The organism is Microbacterium stercoris, assembly GCF_017592545.1.
Lineage (GTDB): Bacteria > Actinomycetota > Actinomycetes > Actinomycetales > Microbacteriaceae > Microbacterium > Microbacterium stercoris.
On sequence record NZ_JAGFOA010000003.1, the window covers coordinates 44521 to 70523 of the forward strand.

Below are 26003 nucleotides of genomic sequence, written 5' to 3' on the forward strand. Positions count from 1 at the left end.
CTGGGGGCGTCTGGACGCGCTTCGCTCGCTCGACGAGCGAGGGGTGAGGGCAGCATCGCGCGCGGCGGGGGCACATGGCGCGCGCGGGGGCGTCTCGACTCGCTTCGCTCGCTCGACGAACGAGGGGCGGGGGCACATCGCGCGCCGCGGGGGCACATCGCGCGCGCCGGGGCACATCCTGTGGGGTACGCCCCCGCGGCGAGGATGTGCCCTCGCGGCCCCGCGGCCTCCGCCCGCCGCCTCAACCCGCGCGGCGGCTCAGGATGCCGCGCGCAGGGCCTCCACCAGGGCCGCCACCGCGGGTGACGCCGCCATCGTGCGGCGGTGCAGCGCGAGCACCTCGCGGGTGGGCTCGGGGTCGTGGGTGGGCACGGCGATCAGGTCGTCGCCCAGCGGCGCTCGCCCGAGGCGGGGCACGAGCGCGATGCCGAGGCCCGCGCGCACGAGCGCGAGGTGGCTGTCGAACTCGGTCGAGACGTGCGCGATGCGCGGACGACGCCCGGTTCCGTCGTGCATTCGGCCGAGCCACTGGCGGCAGATGGTGCCCTCGGGCGTGGCGATCCAGCCCTCGTCGAGCAGGTCGCGAGGTGTCACGGCCTCCCGGCCGGCCAGGGGGTGCGAGCGGTGCACGATCACGTCGGCGACGTCGCGCGCGATCGGCACGGCCACCACGTGATCCGGGATCTCCAGGGGCACGTCGCCCCAGGAGTGCGCGATGCCCACGTCGATGTGCCCCGCGGCGACGAGGTCGATCGAGTCCCAGGGCTCCTTCTCCGTCAGCACGATCTCCAGGTGGGGGTGCGCATCGTGGAGCGCCCGGATCACGGGTGCCACGAGTCCGCGCGTGGCCGTCGAGAACGCCGAGAGCCGGATGCGCCCCGCCACTGCATCGGCCTGCCGCCGCACGCTCGCCTCGATCTGCTCGAGGTCGGCGAGCAGGCGCGCGCCCTCGTCGACGAGGTGGCGGCCGTGGCCGGTGAGCATCACACCGCGCCCGATGCGCTCGAGCAGCGGCACACCCGTCTGTCGCTCGAGGCGCTTGATCTGCTGCGACACCGCGCTCGGGGTGAAGCCGAGCTCGGCGGCTGCGGCCCCGACGCCGCCGTGCGCGTCGATCGCCCGCAGAGCGACGAGGGCATCAAGATCGATCATGCAGCGATGCTACGCGGTCATGTAAACGAACGTTCGCTAGTGCTTCACGAACGGGCCGCGCAGGCTGGAGCCATGAACCGCCGTGACGCCCTCCTCGCCGCCCTGGTTGCCCTCCTCTGGGGGGTGAACTTCGTCGCGATCGACCTCGGGATGGGCGACATGCCGCCGCTGCTCTTCCTGGCCGTGCGATTCGCGGCGGTGGTGCTGATCGCGATCTGGTTCGTCCCGCGCCCGCGGGTGTCGTGGACGAAGCTCGTGGGCGTCGGCGCGTTTATGTCGCTCGGCCAGTTCGGCTTCCTCTACGCCTCGATGGCGCTGGGCATGCCGCCCGGTCTCGCGTCGCTCGTCCTGCAGGCGCAGGTCGTGCTGACGATCCTCATCGCCGCGGGGGTGCTGCGCGAGCGTCCGACCCCGGCGCAGATCGCGGGGGTGGTGCTCGGCTCGGTCGGCCTGGCGGTCGTCGGCGTCGGACGCGGCGGGCACGTGCCCCTCATCGCGCTGCTGCTGTGCCTCGCGGGCGCCCTGTCGTGGGCGATCGGAAACGTCATCGCGCGCGCCGCCAAGGCGCCCGGCGGCCTCGGCATGACCGTGTGGTCGGGGCTGGTGGTGCCCGTGCCGGCGCTCGCTCTCGCGCTGCTCATCGATGGTCCGGATCGGGTGTGGCTCGGCATCGCGCACTTCGGCTGGGCAGCCGCCCTGTCGACCGTGTACACCGTGATCGGTGCGACGCTCGTCGGCTACGGCATCTACAACGGGCTGCTCGCCCGCAACCCGGCCTCGGCGGTCGCACCGTGGATCCTGCTGGTTCCCGTGGTGGGGATCGCGAGCGCGTGGCTCGTGCGCGGTGAGGTGCCCACCCCGGGCGAGCTCGCCGGCGGCGCGCTGCTGGTGGCGGGGGTGATCGTGGCGACCGGGGTCATCCGCGTGCGCAGGCCCGGCACGTTCCGGATCGCGCGCGCCCGCTCGGCGAGCGAGGGCGGTGAACCCGGCGTGACGCCCGACGAGCCCGTGCGCCGAGACGCCCGCGCATAGCGAAGGGGCCGGGCTCCGTACGGAACCCGGCCCCTTCAGATGAGGCTTACTTCTTGATGTCGAAGCGGTCGTTGTCCATGACCTGAGCCCACGCGGCGGCGAAGTCCTTCACGAACTTCTCCTTGGCGTCGTCCGAGGCGTAGACCTCGGCCAGCGCGCGCAGCTCGGAGTTGGCGCCGAACACCAGGTCGACACGCGAGCCGGTGAAGCCCGTGTTCGAGGTGTAGAGCGTCTCATCCTCGTTCGGCGTCCACTCGGTGCCGAGCTCGAGCAGGTTCACGAAGAAGTCGTTGGTGAGCACGCCCGGGGTGGCCGTGAAGACACCCGTGTCGGAGCCGTCCCAGTTGGCGCCGAGCACTCGCAGGCCGCCGACGAGCGCGGTCGCCTGCGGAGCCGAGACGCCGAGGTGGTTCGCGCGGTCGAGGAACAGGTACTCGCTGGGGAGCTTCAGGAAGCCGCTGTCGTAGTTGCGGAATCCGTCGGCCACGGGCTCGAGCCAGGCGAACTGCTCGAGGTCGGTCTGCTCCTGCGTCGCGTCGACGCGGCCCGGGGTGAACGGCACCTGGATCTCGTAGCCGGCCGCGGCAGCGGCCTGCTCGACGCCCACGCCACCGGCGAGCACGACGACGTCGGCGAACGACAGGCCCGACTCGGCCGCGACCTCCTCGAGCTTCGCGATGACGGGCTTGAGGGCCTCGGGGCGGTTCACCTTCCACGACACCTGGGGCTCGAGGCGGATGCGTCCGCCGTTGGCACCGCCGCGCTTGTCCGACGAGCGGAACGTGGCGGCCGCCTTCCAGGCGGTCGAGACGAGCTCCGAGATCGACAGGCCGGCGGCGGCGATGAGCTCCTTGGCGCGGGCGATCGAGGCCTCATCCGTCGCGCCGCCCTCGGCGGGCAGCGGGTCCTGCCAGAGGAGGTCCTCGGCGGGCACCTCCGGGCCGAGGTAGCGGGCCTTGGGGCCCATGTCGCGGTGGGTCAGCTTGAACCAGGCGCGGGCGAAGGCGTCCGTGAACGCCTGCTGGTCGTCCTTGAAGCGACGCGAGATCTTGTCGTACTCAGGGTCGAAGCGCAGCGCGAGGTCGGAGGTGAGCATGCGCGGCTCGCGCTTGCCGTCGGAGTGCGACATCGGCACGAGGTCGGCGCCGCCGTTGTCCTTCGGCTTCCACTGGTTGGCGCCGGCGGGCGACTGGAACAGCTCCCACTCGTACGCGTACAGGATGTGGAAGAACTCGTTGTCCCAGCGCGTCGGGTGGTAGGTCCAGGTGACCTCCAGGCCCGACGTGACGGTGTCCTCGCCGTGGCCGGTGCCGTAGCCGTTCTTCCAGCCGAGGCCCTGATTCTCGAGGGGAGCCGCCTCGGGGTCGGCGCCGAGCTTGTCGTCCTTGTGGGCGCCGTGCGTCTTGCCGAAGGTGTGGCCGCCGGCGATGAGGGCGACGGTCTCCTCGTCGTTCATGCCCATCCGGCGGAAGGTCTCGCGGATGTCGCGGGCCGACTGCACCGGGTCGGGGTTGCCGTTCGGGCCCTCCGGGTTGACGTAGATGAGGCCCATCTGCACGGCCGCGAGGGGTGCCTCGAGGTCGCGCTCGCCCGTGTAGCGCTCGTCGTCGAGCCAGACCTGCTCGGGACCCCAGTAGATGTCGTCGTCGGCCTCCCAGACGTCGGGACGGCCGCCGGCGAATCCGAAGGTCGGGAAGCCCATCGTCTCGAGCGCGACGTTGCCGGCGAGGATGAACAGGTCGGCCCACGAGATGGACTGGCCGTACTTCTTCTTGACCGGCCACAGCAGGCGGCGAGCCTTGTCGAGGTTGACGTTGTCGGGCCACGAGTTGAGCGGGGCGAAGCGCTGCATGCCCGCGCCGCCGCCGCCGCGACCGTCGTGCGAGCGGTAGGTGCCGGCCGAGTGCCAGGCCATGCGGATCATGAAGGGGCCGTAGTGACCGAAGTCGGCGGGCCACCAGTCCTTGGACTCGGTCATGGCGGCGGCGAGGTCGGCCTTCACGGCCGCCAGGTCGAGCGCCTGGAACGCCTCGGTGTAGTCGAAGTCCTCGCCCAGGGGGTTCGCGACCGCGGGGTTCTTGGCAAGGATCTTGAGGTTGAGCTTGTTCGGCCACCACTCGGTGTTGGCCGAACCCATGGTCGGGTGGACGCGCTTCGCGGGCGAGGCGCCGACGTGGGCCTCGGTGCCGGGCAGAGCGGGCTCGCTGTCGACGGACGCGGGCTGGACGGAGCCGGCCGGGGCGTCGTATCCGAGCGGGCAGGAACCGGTGTTCTCGGTCATGGTCGCCTTTCTAGGGGAACGGGATGGGAGCGGGGGGAGCGGAAGGGCCGGATCGGCGCTGCGGGACGGCAGGCGCGGCGATCAGGCGGCGGCGGGCTGGCAGTCGGCGCACAGCCCCCAGTAGACGACCTCGGCCTCGTCGATCGTGAAGCCGTGGCCGTCGGTCGGCGTCATGCAGGGCGGCGGTGCGCCGTGCTCGCAGGCCACGTCGACGACGCGGCCGCACGAGCGGCAGACGAGGTGGTGATGGTTGTCGCCCACGCGGGACTCGTAGAGGGCGACGGATCCGCTCGGCTGGATGCGGCGGATGATGCCCGCCTGCGTGAGCGCCGAGAGCGAGTCGTAGACGGCCTGGTGCGACACCGACGGCAGCGTCTCGCGCACGGCGCGGATCACCGTCTCGGTGTCGGCATGGGCGTTGCCGCGCACGGCCGCGAGGGTGGCGATCCGGGGGCCCGTGACACGCAGGTCAGCGGAGCGCAGCACCTGCTCGGCACCGGCGCGGTGCTCGTCGTGTTCGTGGCTCACAGGGGGATCCGATCCGAGAAGAACTGAATGATTCAAAACTAGCCGAGACGCCTGACAACCGCCAGTGGACGCGCGGATCATTCTTGCGATGTACACGGATGAGCCGTCCGGGCGATCCGGTGGACGGGTGCCGATCCGTACGTTCGAAGCATGGAGATCACGACCACCGACATGGGGCTCGCCGCCCGCGTGCAGAGCCTGACCAAGACCTACGGATCGGGCGACGGATCCGTCCGGGCGCTCGACGACGTCACCGTCGGCATCCGACGTGGCCAGTTCACCGCGATCATGGGCCCGAGCGGATCGGGCAAGTCGACGCTGATGCACATCATGGCGGGCCTCGACGCCCCCACCAGCGGTCGCGCCTGGATCGGCGACACCGACATCACGGGCCTCGGCGACACCGAGCTGACCCTGCTGCGCCGCCGCCGCGTGGGCTTCGTCTTCCAGGCGTTCAACCTGGTGCCCACACTCGACGTGCGCGGCAACATCCTGCTGCCGTTCGACCTCGACGGTCGCACCCCCAACGCGCAGGAGCGCGCCCGCATCGACGGGCTCATCGACTCGCTGGGCCTCGGCCCGCGCCTCGGCCACCGCCCGCACCAGCTGTCGGGCGGACAGCAGCAGCGCGTCGCGATCGCCCGCGCGCTCGCCACGGCCCCCGACCTCGTCTTCGCCGATGAGCCCACCGGCAACCTCGACTCCCGCACGGGCCGCGAGGTGCTCGCGCTGCTCGCGACCGCGAGCCAGGAGCACGGGCAGTCGATCGCCATGGTCACCCACGACCCCATCGCCGCCAGCCACGCCGACCGTGTGCTGTTCCTCGCCGACGGCCGCATCGCGGCCGACAAGCCGCGTCAGACCGCCGAGCAGATCTCGGCGCACATGCTGGCCGGCGAGCAGGCCGAGGCGGTGTCGGCATGATGAGTCGCGAAGCCACCGACGTGAGCGAGGAGGCACCGGCGACCCCGTCGGCATCCGCGCTCGCCGCCGTGGTGCCCGAGACCTCCGGCACCGCTCCCTGGATCCACCGCCTCGCCTTCCTGCGTGAGCGCGGCATGGGCGCCTCGATCCTCGTCGCCGCGCTCTCGAGCGCGTTCGGCGTGCTGCTGCTCAGCGCGACCGGCTTCATCGGCGCGATGATCGCGGCCGATCCGTACATCGGCGACTCGGGACTCGCGCTCGCAGTCATCGCGATCCTCGGTGTGATCCTGCTCGCCCTCGCCCTGTACGTGGCCGCGATCGTGACGGCGAACACGTTCTCCACGATCGTCGCCGGCCGCACCCGCCGCATCGCCCTCATGCGCCTCATCGGCGCGACTGCGCGCTCGCAGCGCAGCGAGGTGGCGTCGCAGGGACTGGTGGTCGGCACGATCGGCGCCGTGCTGGGCCTCGGCTTCGGCATGCTGGTCGCGGCGATCGGCATCGCGGTCGCGGCGCGTTTCGTCGGCGACGTGCCCTACGACGTCGCGCAGGCGCAGCTGCTCATCCCGGCGGCGGTCGTTGTGCTCACCACGTGGGGCGCGGCCTGGGCGGGATCCCGCCGGGTGCTGTCGGTCACGCCCCTCCAGGCTCTGGGCGGATCCGTCGAGCGCGCGCACGACGAGTTCGCGCGCCCCCGTCGCAGCGTCACCGCGCTCGTCCTCATCGGCATCGGAGCGGCCCTGCTGGGTCTCGGCGCGTTCGTCGGCATGCTCTCGCCGATGGGTGTGGCCCCCGCGTTCCTCGGCGGCCTCGTCTCGTTCACGGGTCTGGTGCTCGGGGCGACCGCGATCATGCCGCCGCTGCTGCGGCTGACGGGCCGGATGTTCGGGCGCAGCGCGGTCGCGCGGCTCGCCGCCGAGAACGCCCTGCGCTATCCCGAGCGGTCGAGCCGTATGGCGATCGGCGTCGTCATCGGCGTCACCCTCGTGACGATGTTCGCGGTCGCCGCCGAGACGGCTCAGGTCGTGATGATCCGCAGCGCCGAGCTGTCCGGATACCCGCAGGACCGCCTGGAGGTGCTCGACCAGTTCGCCGCCGTGATGATGGTGCTCGTCGGCGTCTCCGCGGTGATCGCCGCCGTCGGCCTCATCAACCTGCTCACGATCGGTGTGGTGCAGCGTCGCCGCGAGCTCGGCCTGCTGCGCTCGCTGGGGCTGTCGAACCAGCAGATCCGCCGCATGGTGCTGCTCGAGGCGGTGCACATCACGCTGACCGCGCTGGTGTTCGGACTGATCCTGGGCGTCGCCTACGGCTGGGCCGGCGCGCAGTCGGTGCTCGGCTCGGTGCCGACGAACCTCGGCATCTCGTCGTTCATCGTGGTGCCGGCGGTGCCGTGGCTCACCGTCGCGGGCATCGTCGTGGCCGCCACGGTGCTCACCCTCGCGGCCGCGGTCACGCCCACGCGTCTGGCGACGCGCGTGGCGCCCGTCGAGGCGCTCGCCGGGGAGTGACACCGACCCTGGTGGTCAGGAAGCGCCGTGCGGCTGTCGGGGCCCACGGCGTTTCCTGACCACCAGGGTCTTTCGCTGGGCCTAGCCCCGCACCATCCGGCGCTCGTGAAGGTAGACGCCGCCGTGACGCTCCTCCTTGATGGTTCCGTCGAAGGCGAAGCCGATCTTCTCGTAGAAGCGGATCGCGCGGGCGTTTCCGTCGAGCACCCACAGGAAGGCCGGCTCGTCGCTCAGCGCGGCGTCCGCGAGAAGCGCGCCCGCGCCGGATCCGTGGCGGTTCGGATGCACGTACAGCGCCCAGAGCTCGAGCGGATGCGGCGCGTCGTCGCCGCGAGCGGGGCCGGAGGAGGCGAAGCCGATGAGCTTCTTCCCCTCGAGCGCGACCCAGGTGCGTCCGGGATTGCGGGGATCCTCCAGCGTTGTGCGCCAGCGCGCCGCGCGGGCCACGATGTCGAGCGAGTCGAGCACGGCCTGAGGGATCAGCTTCTCGTACGCGATCTGCCACGTTCGCACGTGCACCTCGCCCAGCCCGGGAGCGTCATCCGGCTCCGCTCGCCGGATCAGGATGCCCGCCATCAGGCGCCCACCGCGTCGGCGTGCAGCGGCTGCGGGTCGAACGCCCAGGTGGGCGCGAGGCTCTTGAGGCGGGCGGCGCGCCACTGCCACATGGCCCACAGCGGCGCCCACAGCGCCGGCGCCCAGCCGCCGCCGATCACCAGCCGCTCGCGCCACAGCGTGCGCGACGGATCGCCGGGCAGCGGGCAGACGGCCATCTGGTGGTCCCAGACGTCGAGGCTCGCGAGCGGGCCCGTGAGGGGGATGCCCGAGTCGCGCAGGATCCGCACATCGCCGTTGGTGTCGGTCTTGCGTCGGTCGTGCACGGAGATCAGATGCGAGCCCACCCCCACGCCGAGCGTGCTGTAGCGCACGGGCACGTCGTCTCCGTCGGCCACCGTGGGCACGGGCGCCGCCAGCGCCTCGACGCGCAGCAGCGGCCCGTACAGCTCGGCGAGCGCGGCCTGCGAGTGCAGGGCGCGCCACGCGGCGTCGGCGTCGATGTCGAGCACGAGCTTCAGCAGGATGCGCATGGCTCCGACTCTGCCAGCGCCCGCCCGCGATGTCAGCCCCGGGTGGCCACCTGCCTGGCCGTTGACTAGTCCCGCGCGGGACTACTAGTCCAGGCGGGACTAGTAATGCCGCGGAGGACTAGTCAACGCCCGGCGGCGACCCCGCGCGACCTGGCACCGCCCTCGGCGGCGACCCCGCGTGGCCTTGCGTGACGCCGAACGTCTCGCGGGGCCGGGCGCCGCGCCGTGCCGAATTACGCTGAGCACATGAGCACGCCGTTCTCGCAGAGCACATATCAGGTCCGCCTCGAGTGGGGTGTCGAGGGGCTGCGGCGGCTCGAGCCGGCCGACGTGTACGTGATCGCGGATCCGATCCGGTACTCCTCGGGCGTGCTGAAGGTGCTCGCGAAGGGCCACGACTTCGACATCGCGCGCTCGACGTGCCCCAACGGCGGCGCGATCGCCAAGGAGCTCGCGGCCCGCACCGACGTGCCGGTGGTGTTCGCCGGCACGCTGGGCAACGCCACCGCCGTCGCCCGCGCCGTCAAGGCCGAGCAGGAGCGTCGCCAGGCCCGCACCTCGGTGGCCGTGATCGCGGGAGGCGAGCGCACGCCGGAGGGCGACATCCGCTTCGCCGTCGAGGACCTGCTCGCGGCCGGCGCGATCATCGACGCCCTCGTGCCGCTCGGCATCGATCACTCGTCGCCGGAGGCCGTCGCGGCCGCCGAGGCCTTCGTCGCCCTGCGCCGCGGCATCACCCACCTCGTGACCGGGTCCGGATCGGGTCGCGAGCTCGAGGACGACCCGGACGGTCGCGACGACGTGCGCGCGGCGGCGAAGCTCGACACCACCGATGTGGTTCCGGTGCTGCGCGAGGGCTTCTTCGTCGCGCGCTGAGACGGGCGCGCCGCGGCGCGTCAGCCGCGGCGGAAGGTGAGGTGCGTGACGCCCGACTCCGCGCCCTCCGACTCGACGTCGTAGCCGGCCTCCAGGCCGCGCAGGTCTTCCCAGAGCGAGACGCCGCGCCCGAGCAGGATCGGCGCGATCGCCACGTGCAGGCGGTCGACCAGTCCCGCACGCAGGAATGAGCGCACCGTCTCGACACCGCCGCCGACGCGCACGTCGGCGCCACCGGCATCCGCCGTCGCCCGGGCGAGGGCCTGCTCGGGCGTCGCGGCGAGGAAGTGGAAGACCGTGCCGTTCGCGAACTCGATCGACGGTCGCTCGCGGTGCGTCAGCACGTGCACCGGATAGTGGAACGGAGGCTCCTCGCCCCACCAGCCCCGCCAGTCGGGGTCATCCGGGAAGTTGTGCAGGCCGAACATGCCGGCGCCCATGACCTCGGCGCCGATGTTGTCGAAGTACTCGGAGGCGTACTTCTCATCGACCCCCGTGGTGCCGGCGCCGCTGGTGTCGCCCAGCACCCGCTGCTGGAACGTGCGGGTCGCCACGTACGCCGCGGTGAGACGCCCCCAGTCGTCGCCGAAGGGGTTCTCCGGTGTCTGGTCGGTCGTCGCGGCGAAGCCGTCGAGTGAGATGTTCAGGTCGACGCGCACGCTCATGGAAGTGAGCGTAGGCCCTGCCTCGGACATCGAGACAGGGCCCACGGGATGCGATCCGGATCAGCGGCGCGAGACGGGCTGGGGGATCGTCGCGGACAGGGGCGAGGGGCCCTGGCCGTCGTGCGGCAGCTCGGGCAGGTTCTCGAACTCGGGCTCCTCGACCGCGTCGTGGCCGTCCGCCAGCATCGTGCGCTCGTCGAACGGGCGCTCGCCCCGCAGCACCTGCAGGGCGCGGTCGCGGTCGAACTCGCGGGTCCACTGCCCGATGACGATCGCCGCCACCGCGTTGCCGGTGAAGTTGGTCAGCGCGCGCGCCTCCGACATAAAGCGGTCGATGCCGACGATGAGGCCGACGCCGTCGACGAGATCGGGGCGGAACGTCTGCAGACCGCCCGCGAGCGTGGCCAGGCCCGCGCCGGTGACGCCCGCGGCGCCCTTCGAGGCGATGATCATGAACGCCAGCAGGCCGACCTGCTCCGAGAGGGGCATGGCGTCGCCCATCACCGTCGCGATGAACAGCGAGGCCATGGTGAGGTAGATCGCCGTGCCGTCGAGGTTGAACGAGTACCCGGTCGGCACGGTGATGCCGGCCACCGGCTTCGAGACGCCGACGTGCTCCATCTTGGCGATCAGTCGCGGCAACGCCGACTCGCTCGACGACGTCGAGACGATGAGCAGGTACTCGCGGCCGAGGTAGCGCATGAGCGAGAAGATGTTGATCCGCGCCACGAACCACAGCACCGCGGCCAGCACGATGCCGATGAACAGGATGCAGGTGACGTAGAAGCCGACCATCAGCGTCGCGAGCGAGACGACCGCGCCCCATCCGGTCTCCCCGACGACACCCGCGATCGCGCCGAACGCTCCGATCGGTGCGACCCACAGCACCATCGTCAGGATCCGGAACACCAGCGTCTGCAGCTGGCGCACGGCGCCGAGGATCGGCTCGCCCCTCTTGCCCATGCCCTGCAGCGCGAAGCCCGTGAGCAGAGCGACGAAGAGCACCTGCAGCACCGAGTCGCCCACGAGCGGCGAGAACAGCGTGGTCGGGATGATGCCCAGCACGAAGTCGGTCGTCGACTCGGCCTCTCCCTCGACCTGGTAGCCGCTGTCGGGCACGGTGAGGCCTTCGCCCGGGTGGATGATGTTGCCGACCACGAGGCCGATGAACAGCGCGAACGTCGACATCGCCAGGAAGTAGAGCAGCGCGAGACCGCCGACCTTGCCGACGGTCGCGGCCTTGGCGATGGATCCGATCCCGAGCACGATCGTGCAGAAGATCACCGGGGCGATCATCATCTTGATGAGCGCGACGAAGCCCTTGCCGATCCAGGCGAGCGAGGCGCCGAAGTCCGGGGCCACGAGGCCCACGATCACGCCTGCGATCACCGCGACGACGACCGCGATGTACAGCCAGTGCTGCTTGTCGATGCCGCGCTTCTTGGTCGCGCGGGCCGTGGGGGATGAGGTTGCCATGGGGGACTCCTTTGTCCGGCTGAGTGACCCGATCCTGTCCCGGCGCCATGCGCCTCCGACATTTGCGTGCATAGTGTTCGCGCGGATGAGGTCCGGATCCGATTCACGGGCCGACAAGATGGACGCATGCGACGCGACGAGGCGGACCAGGATGCGGCCGAGGCCGCGCCCATCCGCGAGCGCCGCCGCAGCATCGCGCGCCGCTTCCTCATCGAGCTCGGGCTCGTGCTGCTCGCGGGGGTGGCGGTCGTGTTCGTCGGCCTCGCGTGGGACGCGCACCAGACGGCCAATGCGCGCGCAGCCGACACCTCGACTGAGCTCGCCACCACGCTCGCGATCGATCCGTCGGTGATCGAGGTGGTCGCGGCCGCGCACGCGGATCCGGATCGCGACGGGTCGGTCGCTCGCGCGTCCGCCGTGCTGCAGCCCTACGTCGAGGGCATCCTGCGCGCGACCGACGTCGACTACGTGACGATCATGGACACGGATCGCACGCGCTACACGCACGCGGATCCATCGCGGATCGGCGGGCGCTTCCTCGGCACGATCGATCCGGCACTCGACGGCGAGACGTTCACGGAGGTGTACGAGGGCACGCTCGGCCCGTCGGTGCGGGCGGTGACGCCCGTGCGCGCGGACGGCGAGATCGTGGGACTCGTGTCGGCGGGGGTGACCCTGCAGAGCGTGACCGCGTCGATCCTGACCCGCCTGCAGCTCGTGGGGCTGTTCACGGTCGTGGTGATCGGCCTCGGAGCGGCCGCCGCATGGATGCTGTTCCGGCGTCTCGAGCGGGTGACCGACGGGCGCGACGCCGACGAGCTCGCCCGGCTGTTCGCCGCGCACGAGGTGGTGCTCCACTCGCTCGAGGAGGGGCTGATGCTGATCGAGCGCCGCGCAGGGGCCTCCGCGCGGGTGGTGCTCGCGAATGACCAGGCTGGGCGGCTGCTCGGCATCGACCGCTCGCCGCCGTTTGCCGTCGACGATCCGGCGCTGCCCGCGGAGGTGCGCGAGCTGCTGGCGGCATCCGACGACGAGGCCGTGGAGCGGATCGGCGGGCGCGACCTCCTCGTGGCGCGCTCGGTCGCGGAGGCGGCGGGGCGGGAGGCGCAGATCCTGACCCTGCGCGACCGCACCGAGCTGCGACGCGTCACGGGTGAGCTGTCGTCCGTGACGACGATCTCCGACGCCCTGCGCGCGCAGGCGCACGAGTTCGACAACCGCCTGCACACGATCGCGACGCTGATCGAGCTGGGGCAGTCCGACGAGGCGCTGAAGTTCGCGGCGTCGGAGCGCGCGCTCGGGCAGCGTCTCGCCGACCGCGTGCTGCACGCGGTCGATGAGCCCGTCATCGCGGCGCTGATGCTCGGCAAGGCCGCGCAGGCGCACGAGCGCGCCGTCGAGATGCACTTCGAGACGCACCTGGCGCCGGGCACGCAGGGCCTGCCGCCGGCCGACGTCGTGACGATCCTCGGCAACCTCATCGACAACGCCATCGACGCCGCATCGGCGCGGGCGGCCCGCACGGGCGACCTCGACGCCTGGATCGAGGTGTACCTCTCGTCCTCCGACGACGGATCCCTCGTCTTCCAGGTCTCGGATTCGGGTGACGGCATCGCTCCCGGGGATCGCGAGCGGGTGTTCGAGCGCGGTGTCACGTCGAAGAGCGGCGCGGCGCACGGCCACGGCCTGACGCTCGTGAGGCAGGTGGTGACCGGGCTCGGCGGCACGGTCGAGGTGACCGAGGCACCCGGCGGCGGCGCGGTGTTCACGGTGCTGCTGCCCGAGTCGGCAGCCGAGGGGAGCGACGCATGATCCGCGTGCTCGTGGTGGAGGACGACGCTCGCACCGCCCAGGCGCACGCCGCGTTCGTGCGCCGCGTCGAGGGCTTCGATGTCGCCGGGGTCGTGGGCACGGCCTCGGCCGCGCGGCGGGCGCTGCGCGATGCGGCCGCGGGGGACGCCCCGGTGCAGCTGATGCTGCTCGACCTGAACCTGCCCGACGGGCACGGGCTCGACCTGTGCCGCGAGCTGCGTGCGTCGGGTCTCGCGGTCGATGTGATCGCGGTCACCGCGGTGCGGGAGCTCGAAGCCGTGCGCCGTGCGGTCGCCGTGGGCGTGGTGCAGTACCTGATCAAGCCCTTCGTGTTCGAGGTGTTCGCCGAGAAGCTCGGCGCCTACCGCACCTTCCACGAGGCGATGCAGGCGCCCGTCTCGACCCTCAGCCAGCACGAGGTCGACGGGGCGTTCGCCGCCCTGCGCACCTCCAACGCCCCCGGCCTGCCGAAGGGGCTCTCGGAGGAGACGCTCGAGGCCGTGTCGGCGCTGCTGGCGGCATCGCCCGATCCGCGCTCGGCCTCCGAGGTCGCCGAGGCGCTCGGCCTCTCACGGGTCACCGCCCGGCGCTACCTCGAGCACCTCGCCGACCACGGCGTCGCCACACGGGCGCCGCGCCACGGCGCCCGCGGCCGCCCGGAGCTCGAATACTCGCGCCCGCGCGGGTAGCGCGGCGCGCCGTGCCGCCGCGGGTAGGCGCGTCGCGCGCATCGCGCGCTACGCCTCGCCGGTGCTCCACCAGCCGGCGACGGGGGTGTCGTTCAGCAGCAGGTCGCCGAGGGCGCGCGCCTTGTAGCGGGCGGGGTTGTGTGAGGCGACGGTGCGGGCGTTGCGCCAGTGGCGGTCGAACCCGAGCGAGAGGTCGGTCGCGCTCGCGCCGCCCACCTCGAACAGGCGCGTCGCGGCATCCAGCACGGCGGGAAGCACCACGAGCTGCGCGCGGGCGGCGTCGGCGTCGAGCCCCGCGACGATGTCGCCGATCCGGTCCTCCCGCTCTCCGTTCCGGATCGCCGCCGTCGAGCGGTCCAGCCCTCGCGCGACGGACGCGACTGCGGCGTCGGCGGCGAATCGTGCCGCCTCCAGCTCGCCGATCGTCTCCTGCACGATCGGATCCTGCTGCGCGGTCGCGCCGCTGCCGTGGCTGTACGTGCGGGTGCGGGCGCGCACGAACCGCACCGCGTCGTCGACGATCGCGCGGCCGATGCCGGCGACCACGGCCAGCAGCACCAGCTGCACGAAGGCGCCTGCGTGCGACGGGCGCTCGCCGCGCCGGAACGGGGCGACGTCGTCGTCGTGCACGGCCACCCCGTCGAACACGGTCGTGCCGCTGCCCGTCAGGCGCTGGCCGAAGCCGTTCCAGTCGTCCACACGATCGACGCCGGGCGCATCGGTCGCCACGAGCACGCTCGCGAGGCCGCCGTCCTCGGTCGTGGCCGCGACGCCGGTGTAATCGGCGAACAGGGTGCCGGTCGAGTAGAACTTCGTGCCGTTCAGCACCAGGGCGCCGCCGGCGTCGCGCGACAGCGCGGTGCTGTACGCGCCCACCTTGGCGGCCGAGCGCTCGTGCGAGGCGTTGCCGATGATCCGGCCCTCCGCCACCAGCGCAAGGCGCGCGTCTCTCTGCGCCGACGGCGGCGCCAGCACGGTGCGGTCGACGAAGCTGAAGTGCGAGCGGAACAGCTGGGCGAGATTCGGATCGCGACGCGCCAGCTCGGCGAGCAGGTCGAAGAACTCGGCGTGACCGGCTCCGTCTCCGCCGTGCTCGACGGGCAGCGTCACGCGCGTGAACCCCGCCTCGCGCAGGCGCTCGACCTCGGCATAGGGCAGCGTGCGCAGCCTGTCGCGCTCGGCCGCCCCCGCGCCGACCTCGTCGAAGACCGCGGCGAAGCGCGCGATCAGGTCGGATCCGGGCATCTCAGGCGTCCTCGTGCATCACGCGGCGCGCGATGAGGTTGCCGATCAGCTGCGCCACCTGCACCAGCAGGATGATCACGATGATGACCACGATCATCACGAACCAGTCGAAGCGCTGGTAGCCGTAGGTCATGGCGAGGTTGCCGAGACCGCCGCCGCCGATCACGCCCGCCACCGCGGTGGCCTCGATGAGCGCGACGAAGATGTAGGTCAGGCCGAGCGTGAGCGGGCCGAGCGCCTCGGGCACCACGATGCCGAACAGCACGCGCGCCGGGCGGGCGCCCATGGCGCTGCCGGCCTCGATCACGCCCGGATCGACCGCGACGAGGTTCGACTCGACGATGCGTGCGATGGCGACGCCCGCGGCGATCGTCAGCGGGAACACCGCGGCGACAGGCCCATAGCCCTGGCCCATCACGACGCGCGTCAGGGGGATCAGCGCGACCGCCAGGATGATGAACGGAATCGGCCGCAGCACGTTCACGATGGCGTTCAGCACAACGAAGACGGCGCGGTTCTCGAGCAGATTGCCCGAGCGCGTCGCGTACAGCGCGAGGCCGAGCAGCAGCCCGATGATCGAGGCGAAGAAGAACGACCCGCCGACCATGATCAGGGTCTCGCCGAGGGCGGCCCAGATCTTCGGAAGCAGCGTGGCGTAGTCAATGGCGGGCAAGAGCGGCCTCCTCGTTCGGGGCGTCAGCGGCGGGGGCGGGGGCGGCGGCGGGATCGGCCTCGCCTGCGGCGGAGAGCTCGACGACCTCGGCCAGCTCGCGCAGCTCGGTCACGGCGGCGTCGACCCGTTCGCCCGCGCCCAGCAGCTCGACGGTCAGCGTGCCGAACAGGCGCGACTGCAGCTCGCTCACACCGCCGTAGACGACGTTGAAGTCGACCTCGTGGCGTCGCGCGATCCGGGAGAGGAACGGATCGTTCGTCTCGCGGTTGCCGACATGGATCCGCACCAGGCGCCCGGTGTGCACCTCGCGGATGCGGCCGAGGGTGGTGTCGGCGGCCTCGTGATCCAGCACCGATCCGACGAAGCGGCGGGTGGTGTCGTTCTGCGGGTTCGAGAACACGTCATAGACCGATCCGTGCTCGACGACCCGGCCATCCTCCATGACCGCGACCTTGTCGGCGATCCGGCGGATGACATCCATCTCGTGCGTGACGAGCAGGATCGTCACCCCGTACTCGCGGTTGACACGCTGCAGCAGGTCGAGCACCTCGCCCGTGGTCTGCGGATCGAGCGCGCTGGTCGCCTCGTCGCTGATCAGGATGTCGGGACGGTTGGCCAGCGCCCGTGCGATGCCCACGCGCTGCTTCTGGCCGCCCGAGAGACGGTTCGGGTACTGCAGCGCCTTGTCGGTGAGGCCGACGAAGTCGAGCAGCTCCTCGACGCGGTCGACGATCTCGGCAGGCGGCAGGCCAGCGAGCTTCAGGGGGTACGCGATGTTCTTGTAGACGTTGCGCGAGCCCAGCAGGTTGAACTGCTGGAAGATCATGCCGATCCGCTGTCGCTGTCGGCTCAGCTCGCGATCGTTCAGGGCCGTGACGTCGCGGCCGTCGATGAGCACGCGCCCGCTCGTGGGCCGCTCGAGCGCGTTGACGGTGCGCAGCAGGGTGGATTTGCCGGCGCCGGAGTAGCCGACGATGCCGTAGATGTCGCCCCTGTCGATGGCGAGGCTGACGTCATCCAGGGCCGCGAAGGCGCGGCCGTTGACGGTGAAGGTCTTCGAGACGTTCTCGAACGCGATGGCGGTGCTCATGGTTCTCCTCGGTGGGGCGGAGACGGATCGGAGGCGGACGCCCGAACGCCCGGATCGCCGTGGCGGCGATCCGGGCGGTACGGCTCACTTGCTGTCGCGGGCGAAGTCCTCGAGCTCGCGCAGCTTGTCCTGCAGCTTCTCGGCGTCGATGTCGACGATCACCGAGGTGCCGTGGGTGTCCTCGTCGAGGGCGGCCTGGACGCGCTCGTCGGAGTAGACGTCCGCGATGATGTCCCAGGCCGGCGAGTCGACCTCGTCGGCGCGGGTGGCGATGAAGTTCACGTAGGGCAGCGAGTGGTCGGCGAGGGCGTCGTCGAGGAACAGCGCGTCCTCGGGGGTGATCTCCTGGCTCGGGTCGAAGTAGCTCGTGCCCACGACGACCGCGGCGATGGAGGGATCGGCGTACTGCTGCGGGATGGTGAGCGCCTTGATCGGCACGAACTCGAGGTTCTTCGGGTTCGAGGTGACGTCGTCGACGGTGGGGAAGATGCCCTTCGCGTCGTCGACCTCGATGAGGCCCGCGGCCTCGAGGATGTTCAGGGCGCGGCCGCCGTTGGACGGGTCATCGGGGATGACGATCTTCGCGCCGTCGGCGAGGTCGTCGAGGCTCGTCAGCGTGTTCGAGAAGATGCCCCACTGCACGATCACGGTGGAGACCACGGGCACGAGGTCGGCGTCGTTCTCGACGTTGAACGCGCTGAGGAACGCGCTGTGCTGGAAGGCGTTGGCGTCGACCTCGCCCGCGACGAGGGAGGTGTTCGGCAGCACCCAGTCGTCGGTGAAGTTGACCCACTCGATCTCGAGGCCCTTCTCCTCGGCGACGAGCTTGACCGCATCCTGCAGCGCGCTCTCACCGGATCCCGCGACCTTGATCGAGAGCGGCTCGGCGGCGGCCGCGGCGTCGGGCTTGGTGGAGCCCTGGCCGGCGGCGTTCACGCCGACGATCGCGGCGGCGGCGATCGCGGCCACGGCGAGCACGCCGCCTCCGACGATCAGGCCGGTGCGGCGCTTCTTGCGGCCCGCGTCGAGGGCGGCGCGCAGCTCGCTCTGGGGTTCGGGGGTGCTGTTCTCGGTCATGGTCGCTCCTGGGTGCTGTGCGGTGGAGCGGCAGCGGAGCCGCTCGATGCCCCCATGGTTCGCGACGCGGGTGGCGGCGGACAAACGCCCCGTCGCGCACTGAAACGCAGCGTGACACAGCGTCACAGAGCTTGCCCTACCGGACTTGTAGGAGTTAGGCGGCGATCAGCGCGGAGTGACCGCCGCGCGGCGCGCGGCCTGAGTGATCTCGCGTCGCGTCCAGGCGAAGAGGAACCGCTCGTCAAATCGCGGCGAGCACTTCGCGCACGACATCGCCCGCGCGGGCTTGCGGTGCCGGTACGCCAGGTGTCCGTTCGGGCACTGCCCCACCCACGGCGCCAGCTCGGTCGCGGTCTCGCCGTGGTGGGTCGTGCCGCCGACATAGCCGAGGTCGCGCGCCACGCGCTTCCACGCCGCGCCATGGCCGGCCCCCGGCCCGGCGATGGCGTGCGCCACCTCGTGCAGCAGCGTCTGGTGGTTGGTGTCGTCGTCGTAGCGCGCGGTCAGGTAGCGCGACACCGAGATGCGCTTGCGCGTGTAGTCGCACAGCCCCGCGCGGCGCTTGGCGTTGTCGAAGGCGAACGTCCACGATGCGTCGAGGTGCAGGTCGATGAGGGCCTGGGCCCACACCCGCACGCGATTGAGATCCGACACCCTCAGAACGCTAGCCGCCGCATCCGACATTCGCGCTCCGCGCCGCCCCCGCCGGCCCGGGTCCGGCCCTCCTGGTCACGACGCGCCGCTCACCCGCCCCCCGCGCGGCGTGTGCTGACCACGACCCACCCCTCGCTCGTCGAGCGAGCGAAGCGAGTCGAGACGCGGTGGCCTCCGCCCACCCCCTTGTTCGTCGAGCGAGCGAAGCGAGTCGAGACGCGGTGACCTTCGCGCAGCGCCGGCCCCCGCCCGTCAGCCGAGCAGGCGCGCGACGAGCAGGTCGACGATCTCCTCCGTCGAGGTGCCCGGATCGACCGGCACCGTGAGGCGGTCGAGCATCAGTCCGTCGATCGCGTAGTGCAACAGGGCGATCTCGGTGCGTCCGCCGGGCAGCCCAGCCTCGGCGTTGAAGGCGATGTCTCCCTCGAAGGCGGCGCGTCGCCACGTGCCCAGGGCCCCGGCCACCGCCGGACGGCGCGCGGCCTCCAGTCGCAGCTCGAACAGCGCGAGCGAGACGTCGGGGTCGGCGCTGAGTCGGGCCACGACGTCGCGGACGTACGCCGCAAACAGCTCGCGGCTCGGCGGTTCGGCCGCCCGCGAGGCGAGCACAGCCGGATCCGGCGTGAGGCGCTCGCCGATCCGATTCACCAGCTCGGCGATGAGGGCGTCGCGCGTGGGGAAGTAGTTCGAGGCGGTGCCGCGCGGCGTGCCGGCCTCGGCATCGACGGCGCGATGGGTGAGGCCGCGCGCGCCGGCCTGCGCGAGCACGCGGATGCCGGCGTCGGCGAGGGCGGCGCGGCGGTCGTCGTTTCGGGCCATGGATCGAGGGTAGCGCGAACCACGACATCTGTCGTACTCTGCACATGACCACAACATCTGTCGTGATTGGAGACCGGATGCGTGAACTCACCTACTACGTCGCCGTCAGCCTCGACGGGCTGATCGCCGGGCCATCCGGCGAGTACGACGCCTTCCTCGTCGAGGGCGATCATGCCGAGGTCGTCCTCGGCGAGTACGCCGATGCGCTGCCTGCCCCGGCGTTCGCCGCGTTCGGCATCACGCCCCCGCGCACGAGGTTCGACACCGTGGTCATGGGGTGGAACACCCTGCTGCCGGGCCTCTCCATCGGCCTCGACAGCCCGTACCCGCACCTGCGTCAGTACGTCGCGAGCCGCGGCGGGCGCGAGGTCGCGTCCGACATCACGCTGACGACGGATCCGGTCGCGACCGTCCGCGAGCTCAAGGCGGAGGACGGAAATCTCGGCATCTGGCTCTGCGGCGGCGGCGAGCTGGCCGGCGCCCTGGTCGACGAGATCGACCGTCTGGTGCTCAAGCGCAATCCGTTCGTCTTCGGATCCGGCGTGCCGCTGTTCGGCGCGGCCCCGTACGCCGCCCGGTCCTTCGAGCTCGTCTCGGCCCGCGCCTTCGGCTCCGGCGTGGTCGTCGAGGAGTACGCGCGCCGCCCCTGATCCGGCTCGCCCACGCTGCGTGCGGCGACCACCACTGCGCCACGAGCCCGCGCCGCCGCCTTCTGGCCACAACGCGCCGCCCCCGGCGGGCGCATGCGGCGTGTGGTGACTACGAGTCGGTGCCGCCCGAGCCCGCGCCCCCCGCGCCCGCGCCCGCGCCCCCGAGCCCGCGCCACGACCCCGCGCCGTCCCAACCTTGTGGTCGCAACGCGCCGCCCACTCGCGAGCGCACGCGGCGTGTGGTGACTACGACCCCGACCGGCCGCCCGCGCCGCCCCCGGCGCCGCCACCTCTCCCGGCCACAACGCGCCGCCCGCCGGCGGGCGCATGCGGCGTGTGGTGACTACGATCCCGACCCGGCGCCGCGCCACCTCCGATCCGCCTCCTGGCCACAACGCGCCGCCCACCGGCGAGCGCATGCGGCGTGTGGTGACTACGACCCGGCGCCGCCCTGATCCGCCTCCTGGCCACAACGCGCCGCCCACCGGCGAGCGCATGCGGCGTGTGGTGACTACGACCCCGCGCCACCCCCGATCCCCTCCTGGCCACAACACGCCGCCCGCAGGCGGACGCGCGCGGCGTGTGGTGACTACGAGCCGGCGCCGCCCGGATCCGCGCCGGCCGGGTCCGCGTCGCGCGTGCGCCACGCGACGACCGCGGCGCTCGCGCACAGGATGAGTCCGCAGGCGACGATCCAGCGCGCGTCGACGAGGCCGAGCGCCGCCGCCCCCGCCGCCGTGATGAGCACGGAGGGCAGCTGCATCAGCATGTTCACCGAGGTGCCGACGCGGCCCTGCAGGCGCGACGGCGTCGCCACGTGCGACTCCGTGACGTACGCGATCACCGCGGCCGTGACGCCGAAACCCACCACCGCGAGGCCCGCGGCGAGCAGCCAGACGCTGTCGCCGAGCATGGGCGCCACGCCGAGCGCGAGCAGCACCGTGCCGATCGTGAGCACGCGCGGGCGCCCGACGCGCTTCATGGCCCAGGCTGCCACCGAGCCCGCGACCAGCCCGCCGATGCCGGAGAGCGCCTCGATCGGGCCCATCCACGCGGGTTCGACGCCCATGCGCTCCAGCACCGCGAAGCCCACCGCGCTGGTGAATGCGGCGACGCTCGACAGCATGATCAGCACGACCGTCATCCGGTTCAGGGGTCGGGTGACGCGCAGGTGCCGGAAGCCCGCGGTGAGCGAGGCCCAGAACGGATCCGCGTCGTCCTCGATCGGCGACTCGGTGAACCGCAGCGAGGCGATGACCGCGGCGGCGGCGATGAAGGCGCCGATGGCGGCGAGCACAACCGGCATCGGCCCCGTCCAGATGTAGACGCCCGCCGCGACGAACGGCAGGGCGAGGCGCAGCACCTGGTCGATCGTCTGCAGGATCGCGTTGGCCGGGCCGAGGTCGTCGTCGTCGAGCAGGTCGCGCAGGATCCCGCCGCGACAGCCCGCCGTGCCGTAGCCGACCGCGCCGTAGAGGATGGTCGCCGCGAAGATCCACCAGACCTGCGACGCGCTGTGCACGAACAGCAGCGGCGTGAGCGCCGCGGCCCCGATCACGTAGGTGATCCACATCATCCGGCGGCGCGAGACCCGGTCGGCCAGGCGTCCGAGGAACGGCGCGAACAGCGCGGGGATGCCGAACACCGCGAACAGCAGGCCGCCGAGCGCCGCGTCGCCGGTCAGGTCGACCACCCACACCGCCAGCAGCACGCCCAGCAGCGAGTCGGCGACGTTGGCGAGGGTCCATCCGGCTACGAGCCAGGCGAACAGGCCGCTGCGCCGGCCGACGCGCGTCGTCGTGTCGCTCACGACGGATCCGTCCAGGTGGCGGCGATCATGCGCACGTGACGCGCGCCCTCGGGGCGATCGGACGGATCCTCGTACCGGTCCTGCAGGGGCCGGATCAGCGCGTCGATCCGCTCGCCCAGCTCGCGCACCTCGTCGGGGGTGGCCCAGAAGCTCGTGAAGCGCTGCGCCGACACCGTCGTCCACTCCGGATCGTCGTCGGCCGCCCGCCGATACCAGGCCTGCAGGCGGTCGACGGCATCGGCGAGGAAGGCGGATCCGGCCGCGGTCACCGCCGCGAACGCCTCGCGATCCGACGGCTCGGCCGTGAGCGTCAGGCCGCGCTCGCGCATCGCGCGCCACGGACGCTCGCGCCCGCGGGGCTCGCCCCGCTCGATGAAGCCGTACTTCTCGAGCTGGCGCAGGTGGAAGGAGCAGCTCGCGACCGACTCGCCGGTCGCTTCCGCGCACTGCGTTGCGGTCAGCTCGTCGCCGCCGCGGAACAGGTCGATGAGGCGGATGCGGAAGGGATGCGTGAGCGCCTTGAGCTGGTCGGTCTGCGAGACGATCCGCGTGTCTTCCCGGTCGGGCTGCGGCTGATCCATGGAGACAGCGTGCACCCTAAAGAAAGGTTTAGCAAGAGTTCTTTAGGATCGGATCTGCGAAGCCATGCCGGGCGCGCGGCAGCGCGCCCGCCGGGCCCCGCCGGGCTCAGCCCGCGACGACGGCGCCGCGATGGCGCTTGCGGTCGGCGGCCTCGACGCAGAGCATCGTCGGCTCGAGATCCGCGTCGGAGGCGCCGGCCTCCTGACGCAGGAACAGCACCTGCTTGAAGTCGGCGCGTGCGCCGTTGATGTCGCCCGCGTCGTAGCGGGTCTTGCCGCGGTGCTGCAGCGCGAACGCCGTGATGGAGCCCCAGCCCTGACCCTCGGCCTCGTCGGCGCAGGTCGACAGCTCGAACTCCGCGGCGCCGTAAGCGCCGCGCCAGTGCTGCACGGAGGCATGCAGGATGCGCGCGCGCAGCAGGTCCTTGCGTGTGCCCGACATGCGCGCCAGTCGCACCGTCTGCTCCGACACCTCGAGGGCCTCATCGAGCTCGCCGAGCACCTTCAGCAGCCACACCTTCTCGAGCAGCGACGGCAGGCTGCGCTGCGCGCCGATCTCGGCCAGGCGTCGGCGGCACTCGTCGGGGTCGACGATCTCACGCAGCGTCTCGGGGTCGTATCCCTGGATGTAGCTCACCGACGTCCCTTCCCTTCGCGCGATCCGCCCTGACAGTCTCACCGAGGGTCCTGAGAACGTCGAGAGGGCACGCCCAGCCCTGCCCGATCAGCGCTCGAACAGGATCTGACTGGGCTTGGGCGAGTCGGTCGCGTCGCCGTCGACGGCCGGGCGCGATCCCTGGATGAACGCGTCGATCTCGGCGCCCTCGGCCACCTTCGCGGGGTGCGGGCCCGCCGCCATCAGCCGCGGCAGCCACTCGGTCGGCAGGGGCGCGGACGACGCAGCGACCACGAGGTTGCCGAACCGGCGGCCCTTGAGCACCTGCACCTCGGCGAGCACGATCACCTCGGGCAGCACCTCGCGGATCGTCGCGACCTGGCGCCGCGCGAACGCCAGCCCCGATCCGTCGGCCACGTTCACCAGCAGCACCCCGGCGGGGCCGAGCAGTGCGGCGCACGCGCGGTAGAACTCCACGGTGGTCAGGTGCGCCGGCGTCTGGGCGCCGCTGTAGACGTCCGACACCAGCAGATCGACCGATCCGGCCATCGCGGCGGGCATACGGCCGAGCCCCTCACGGGCGTCGCCGATCCGGACGCGGATGCTCGCGCCGCGCGGCAGCGGCAGGTGCTCGCGCACGAGATCGACGAGCGGCTGCTCGATCTCGACCACCTGCTGGCGGGATCCGGGTCGTGTCGCGTCGATGTAGCGGGGGATCGTCAGCCCGCCCGCGCCCAGGTGCACGGCGGTGATCGGCCCGTCGGGCAGCTGGTCGATCACCGCGCCCATCCGCGCCACGTACTCGAAGTGCAGGTGGGTGGGGTCGTCGAGGTCGACGTGCGACTGCGGCGTGCCGTCGACGTCGACCTCGAAGCCGCTCACGAAGCTGCTCGGGATGATCCGCGCCGTGCGACCGCCCGACAGCCGCGCCTCCGGCACCTCCGCCTCACGCTGCCGCTGTCGTCCCATGCCCTCGATTCTCGCAGGGGCGGCTCCTCGCCGGCGGCGGCTGTGGAGAACCGGATCGCGCGAGAGCTATCGGGTCGTGACGTCGACCCACCCCGCTGCGCCCGCGACCTCGGCGAGATCGGACACGTCGATGCCGACGGCGGCGTCGATCGCGCCGGCCGCGGGGTAGACGCGGTCGAACCGGCGCAGCGACTCGTCGAGCCACACCTCCGCACCGGGCGGGTTGGCGAACGGGCACACGCCGCCGATGGGGTGGCCGGTGAGGCGCTCGACGTCGTCGGCGGCGAGGAAGGTGGGCTTGTGCCCGAACGCGCGCTTGAAGGCGCCGCTGGACAGGCGGGCGTCGCCCGCGGCCACGAGCAGGATCGCCCGCTGCCGGTCGGCGGCGTAGATCGAGAGGGTCTTCGCGATGCGCTCCGGGGGCACGCCGATCGCGGCGGCGGCGAGCTCGACGGTGGCGCTGGACTCGGCGAGCACGACCACGTCGCCGTCGCGCCCGAAGCGGGCCAGGTGGGTGCGGACATCCTGCAGGCTCATGCCTCGATCACAGCAGAGCGCGCCGGGGAACGCGCAATCGCCGCCTCGCGCGCCCCGCAGGGGACCGGGCCCGTGCGCGGTCGCCCTACGCTGGCCGGATGGAACGGGGACGCATCGCGCTGGCGGGCATCACCACGGCGCTGGTCGGGTTCGCCAGCTCGTCGGCGGTGGTTCTCGCGGGTCTCAAGGCCGCGGGCGCCACGCCCGCGCAGGCGGCCTCGGGGCTCGTCGTCCTGTGCCTGACACAGGCGCTGGGCATGCTGTGGCTCGCGCAGCGCACGAAGCTGCCCGTCGTGCTGGCGTGGTCGACGCCCGGAGCGGCACTGCTCGCGGCGGGCTCCGTGCCCGAGGGCGGATGGCCCGCCGCCATCGGGGCGTTCCTCGTGACGGGTGCGCTGATCGCGCTGACCGGGCTCTGGCCCGCCCTCGCCCGCCTCGTCGGCGCGATCCCGGCCCCCATCGCGCAGGCCATGCTCGCGGGAGTGCTGGTGGGCCTGTGCCTGGCACCCGTCCGCGCCGCGATCGACCTGCCGGCGGCGATCCTGCCGATCGTGCTGGTGTGGCTGGTGCTCATCCGGTTCGCGCCGACCTGGGCGTCGCCTGCGGCGTTCGCCGCGGGCCTCGTTGTGCTCAGCGTGGAGGCCGCGGCGGCCGGCGGCGTCGAGGGACCGCTGCTGCCCGTGCTCGAGCCGGTGGCGCCCGCGTTCACGCTGCCCGCGCTCGTCGGGCTGGCGCTGCCCCTCTACGTCGTGACGATGGCGTCGCAGAACGTGCCCGGATCCGCGGTGCTCTCCTCGTACGGATACCGCGTGCCCTGGCGCGAGAGCATGGTCGTCACCGGCGTCGGCACCATGGCCGGCGCCCCGTTCGGCGGGCACGCGATCAACCTCGCGGCGATCACGGCTGCGCTCGCCGCCGCGCCCGACGCGCACCCGGATCCGGCGCAGCGCTGGCGCACCGTGCGGGTCTCGGCGGTGATCTACCTGGTGCTCGCCGCGCTGTCCACGGCGCTCACCACGCTTGTGGGCGTGGAGCCGGCGGTGCTCGGCGCCGTGGCCGGCCTCGCCCTGCTGCCCACCCTCGCCTCGTCGCTGCGCGCCGCGATGTCGGATGAGCACGCGCGCATCCCGGCCGTGCTCACGTTCGTGATCGGTGCCAGCGGCGTCACGGTCGCGGGCATCGGCGCCGCCTTCTGGGCCCTCCTCGCGGGCCTGCTCGCCTACGGCCTCCTGCGACGCCGGGCCTGAG

Annotated in this window: 26 protein-coding genes; 8 read left to right on the top strand and 18 right to left on the bottom strand. The window is 72.2% G+C overall.

Going from position 1 to position 26003, the window contains the following annotated elements:
* Positions 1–258: 258 nt before the first annotated feature.
* The gene (locus tag J5V96_RS07930) at positions 259–1152 is read right to left on the bottom strand and encodes a LysR substrate-binding domain-containing protein (protein ID WP_208502559.1); all 894 of its coding nucleotides are present in this window, start codon (positions 1150–1152) and stop codon (positions 259–261) included.
* Positions 1153–1224: 72 nt separating this feature from the next.
* Between J5V96_RS07930 and J5V96_RS07935 the strand changes: the two genes are divergently transcribed.
* Entirely contained in the window at positions 1225–2184 is a 960-nt protein-coding gene (locus J5V96_RS07935; RefSeq protein WP_208502562.1) for an EamA family transporter, read from the top strand.
* A 46-nt stretch (positions 2185–2230) separates the two neighbouring features.
* Here the strand turns inward: J5V96_RS07935 and katG are convergent, their stop codons facing one another.
* On the bottom strand, positions 2231–4465 hold the full coding sequence (gene katG, locus J5V96_RS07940) for a catalase/peroxidase HPI (RefSeq protein WP_208502564.1): 2235 nt from the start codon (positions 4463–4465) through the stop codon (positions 2231–2233).
* An 81-nt stretch (positions 4466–4546) separates the two neighbouring features.
* On the bottom strand, positions 4547–4993 hold the full coding sequence (locus J5V96_RS07945; protein WP_307793563.1) for a Fur family transcriptional regulator: 447 nt from the start codon (positions 4991–4993) through the stop codon (positions 4547–4549).
* Between the two features lie 150 nt (positions 4994–5143).
* Between J5V96_RS07945 and J5V96_RS07950 the strand changes: the two genes are divergently transcribed.
* Both J5V96_RS07950 and J5V96_RS07955 read left to right on the top strand, forming a co-directional pair.
* Positions 5144–5917: an ABC transporter ATP-binding protein gene (locus tag J5V96_RS07950; protein ID WP_208502566.1), complete on the top strand. Its 774-nt coding sequence runs from the start codon at positions 5144–5146 to the stop codon at positions 5915–5917.
* On the top strand, positions 5914–7428 hold the full coding sequence (locus tag J5V96_RS07955) for an FtsX-like permease family protein (protein ID WP_236014666.1): 1515 nt from the start codon (positions 5914–5916) through the stop codon (positions 7426–7428). The genes J5V96_RS07950 and J5V96_RS07955 overlap by 4 nt, the downstream gene beginning before the upstream one ends.
* Positions 7429–7509: 81 nt before the next feature.
* On the opposite strand, the gene J5V96_RS07960 is transcribed toward J5V96_RS07955, so the two are convergent.
* Positions 7510–8004, bottom strand: coding sequence for a GNAT family N-acetyltransferase (locus J5V96_RS07960; protein WP_208502568.1), 495 nt, complete (start codon positions 8002–8004; stop codon positions 7510–7512).
* A complete protein-coding gene (locus J5V96_RS07965; RefSeq protein ID WP_208502570.1) occupies positions 8004–8516 on the bottom strand; it encodes a hypothetical protein in 513 nt (170 codons plus the stop codon). Before J5V96_RS07965 ends, J5V96_RS07960 begins: the two co-directional genes overlap by 1 nt.
* Positions 8517–8762: 246 nt before the next feature.
* On the opposite strand from J5V96_RS07965, the gene J5V96_RS07970 reads away from it, so the two are divergent.
* Positions 8763–9392 carry a 2-phosphosulfolactate phosphatase gene (locus J5V96_RS07970; RefSeq protein ID WP_208502572.1) on the top strand — a complete coding sequence of 210 codons (630 nt, stop codon included), beginning with the start codon at positions 8763–8765 and terminating at the stop codon, positions 9390–9392.
* A 20-nt stretch (positions 9393–9412) separates the two neighbouring features.
* Here J5V96_RS07970 and J5V96_RS07975 read toward each other — a convergent pair whose 3' ends face one another.
* Positions 9413–10057, bottom strand: a complete 645-nt coding sequence (locus J5V96_RS07975; protein ID WP_208502574.1) for a dihydrofolate reductase family protein — start codon at positions 10055–10057, stop codon at positions 9413–9415.
* A gap of 60 nt (positions 10058–10117) precedes the next feature.
* The gene (locus J5V96_RS07980) at positions 10118–11533 is read right to left on the bottom strand and encodes a cation:dicarboxylate symporter family transporter (protein ID WP_208502576.1); all 1416 of its coding nucleotides are present in this window, start codon (positions 11531–11533) and stop codon (positions 10118–10120) included.
* A gap of 126 nt (positions 11534–11659) precedes the next feature.
* On the opposite strand from J5V96_RS07980, the gene J5V96_RS07985 reads away from it, so the two are divergent.
* Entirely contained in the window at positions 11660–13345 is a 1686-nt protein-coding gene (locus J5V96_RS07985) for a sensor histidine kinase (RefSeq protein ID WP_208502578.1), read from the top strand.
* Positions 13342–14034: a response regulator gene (locus J5V96_RS07990; protein ID WP_208502581.1), complete on the top strand. Its 693-nt coding sequence runs from the start codon at positions 13342–13344 to the stop codon at positions 14032–14034. Before J5V96_RS07985 ends, J5V96_RS07990 begins: the two co-directional genes overlap by 4 nt.
* Before the next feature lie 48 nt (positions 14035–14082).
* On the opposite strand, the gene J5V96_RS07995 is transcribed toward J5V96_RS07990, so the two are convergent.
* The 6 genes from J5V96_RS07995 to J5V96_RS08020 form a co-directional block, all read right to left on the bottom strand.
* Entirely contained in the window at positions 14083–15279 is a 1197-nt protein-coding gene (locus tag J5V96_RS07995) for an acyl-CoA dehydrogenase family protein (protein WP_208502583.1), read from the bottom strand.
* Between the two features lies 1 nt (position 15280).
* Positions 15281–15952 (bottom strand): methionine ABC transporter permease, encoded by a 672-nt coding sequence (locus tag J5V96_RS08000; protein ID WP_236014667.1) that lies wholly within the window; start codon positions 15950–15952, stop codon positions 15281–15283.
* On the bottom strand, positions 15939–17042 hold the full coding sequence (locus J5V96_RS08005; protein WP_208502585.1) for a methionine ABC transporter ATP-binding protein: 1104 nt from the start codon (positions 17040–17042) through the stop codon (positions 15939–15941). The genes J5V96_RS08000 and J5V96_RS08005 overlap by 14 nt, the downstream gene beginning before the upstream one ends.
* Positions 17043–17126: 84 nt before the next feature.
* Complete coding sequence (locus J5V96_RS08010) at positions 17127–18119, bottom strand: MetQ/NlpA family ABC transporter substrate-binding protein (protein WP_208502587.1); 993 nt, start codon at positions 18117–18119, stop codon at positions 17127–17129.
* A 165-nt stretch (positions 18120–18284) separates the two neighbouring features.
* A complete protein-coding gene (locus tag J5V96_RS08015; RefSeq protein WP_208502589.1) occupies positions 18285–18773 on the bottom strand; it encodes a SprT-like domain-containing protein in 489 nt (162 codons plus the stop codon).
* A gap of 252 nt (positions 18774–19025) precedes the next feature.
* Positions 19026–19592, bottom strand: a complete 567-nt coding sequence (locus tag J5V96_RS08020) for a TetR/AcrR family transcriptional regulator (protein ID WP_208502591.1) — start codon at positions 19590–19592, stop codon at positions 19026–19028.
* Between the two features lie 77 nt (positions 19593–19669).
* On the opposite strand from J5V96_RS08020, the gene J5V96_RS08025 reads away from it, so the two are divergent.
* Positions 19670–20242: a dihydrofolate reductase family protein gene (locus tag J5V96_RS08025; protein WP_208502593.1), complete on the top strand. Its 573-nt coding sequence runs from the start codon at positions 19670–19672 to the stop codon at positions 20240–20242.
* Positions 20243–20831: 589 nt separating this feature from the next.
* On the opposite strand, the gene J5V96_RS08030 is transcribed toward J5V96_RS08025, so the two are convergent.
* The 5 genes from J5V96_RS08030 to J5V96_RS08050 all read right to left on the bottom strand — a co-directional run bounded on the left by J5V96_RS08030 (position 20832) and on the right by J5V96_RS08050 (position 24755).
* Complete coding sequence (locus tag J5V96_RS08030; protein ID WP_208502595.1) at positions 20832–22052, bottom strand: MFS transporter; 1221 nt, start codon at positions 22050–22052, stop codon at positions 20832–20834.
* Entirely contained in the window at positions 22049–22633 is a 585-nt protein-coding gene (locus tag J5V96_RS08035; protein WP_208502597.1) for an ArsR/SmtB family transcription factor, read from the bottom strand. The genes J5V96_RS08030 and J5V96_RS08035 overlap by 4 nt, the downstream gene beginning before the upstream one ends.
* Before the next feature lie 106 nt (positions 22634–22739).
* Positions 22740–23270 carry a hypothetical protein gene (locus tag J5V96_RS08040; RefSeq protein WP_208502600.1) on the bottom strand — a complete coding sequence of 177 codons (531 nt, stop codon included), beginning with the start codon at positions 23268–23270 and terminating at the stop codon, positions 22740–22742.
* Positions 23271–23357: 87 nt separating this feature from the next.
* A complete protein-coding gene (locus tag J5V96_RS08045) occupies positions 23358–24218 on the bottom strand; it encodes a spermidine synthase (RefSeq protein WP_208502602.1) in 861 nt (286 codons plus the stop codon).
* 66 nt (positions 24219–24284) lie between these two features.
* On the bottom strand, positions 24285–24755 hold the full coding sequence (locus J5V96_RS08050) for a YbaK/EbsC family protein (protein ID WP_208502604.1): 471 nt from the start codon (positions 24753–24755) through the stop codon (positions 24285–24287).
* 98 nt (positions 24756–24853) lie between these two features.
* Between J5V96_RS08050 and J5V96_RS08055 the strand changes: the two genes are divergently transcribed.
* Entirely contained in the window at positions 24854–26002 is a 1149-nt protein-coding gene (locus J5V96_RS08055) for a benzoate/H(+) symporter BenE family transporter (RefSeq protein WP_208502607.1), read from the top strand.
* Position 26003 lies beyond the last annotated feature (1 nt).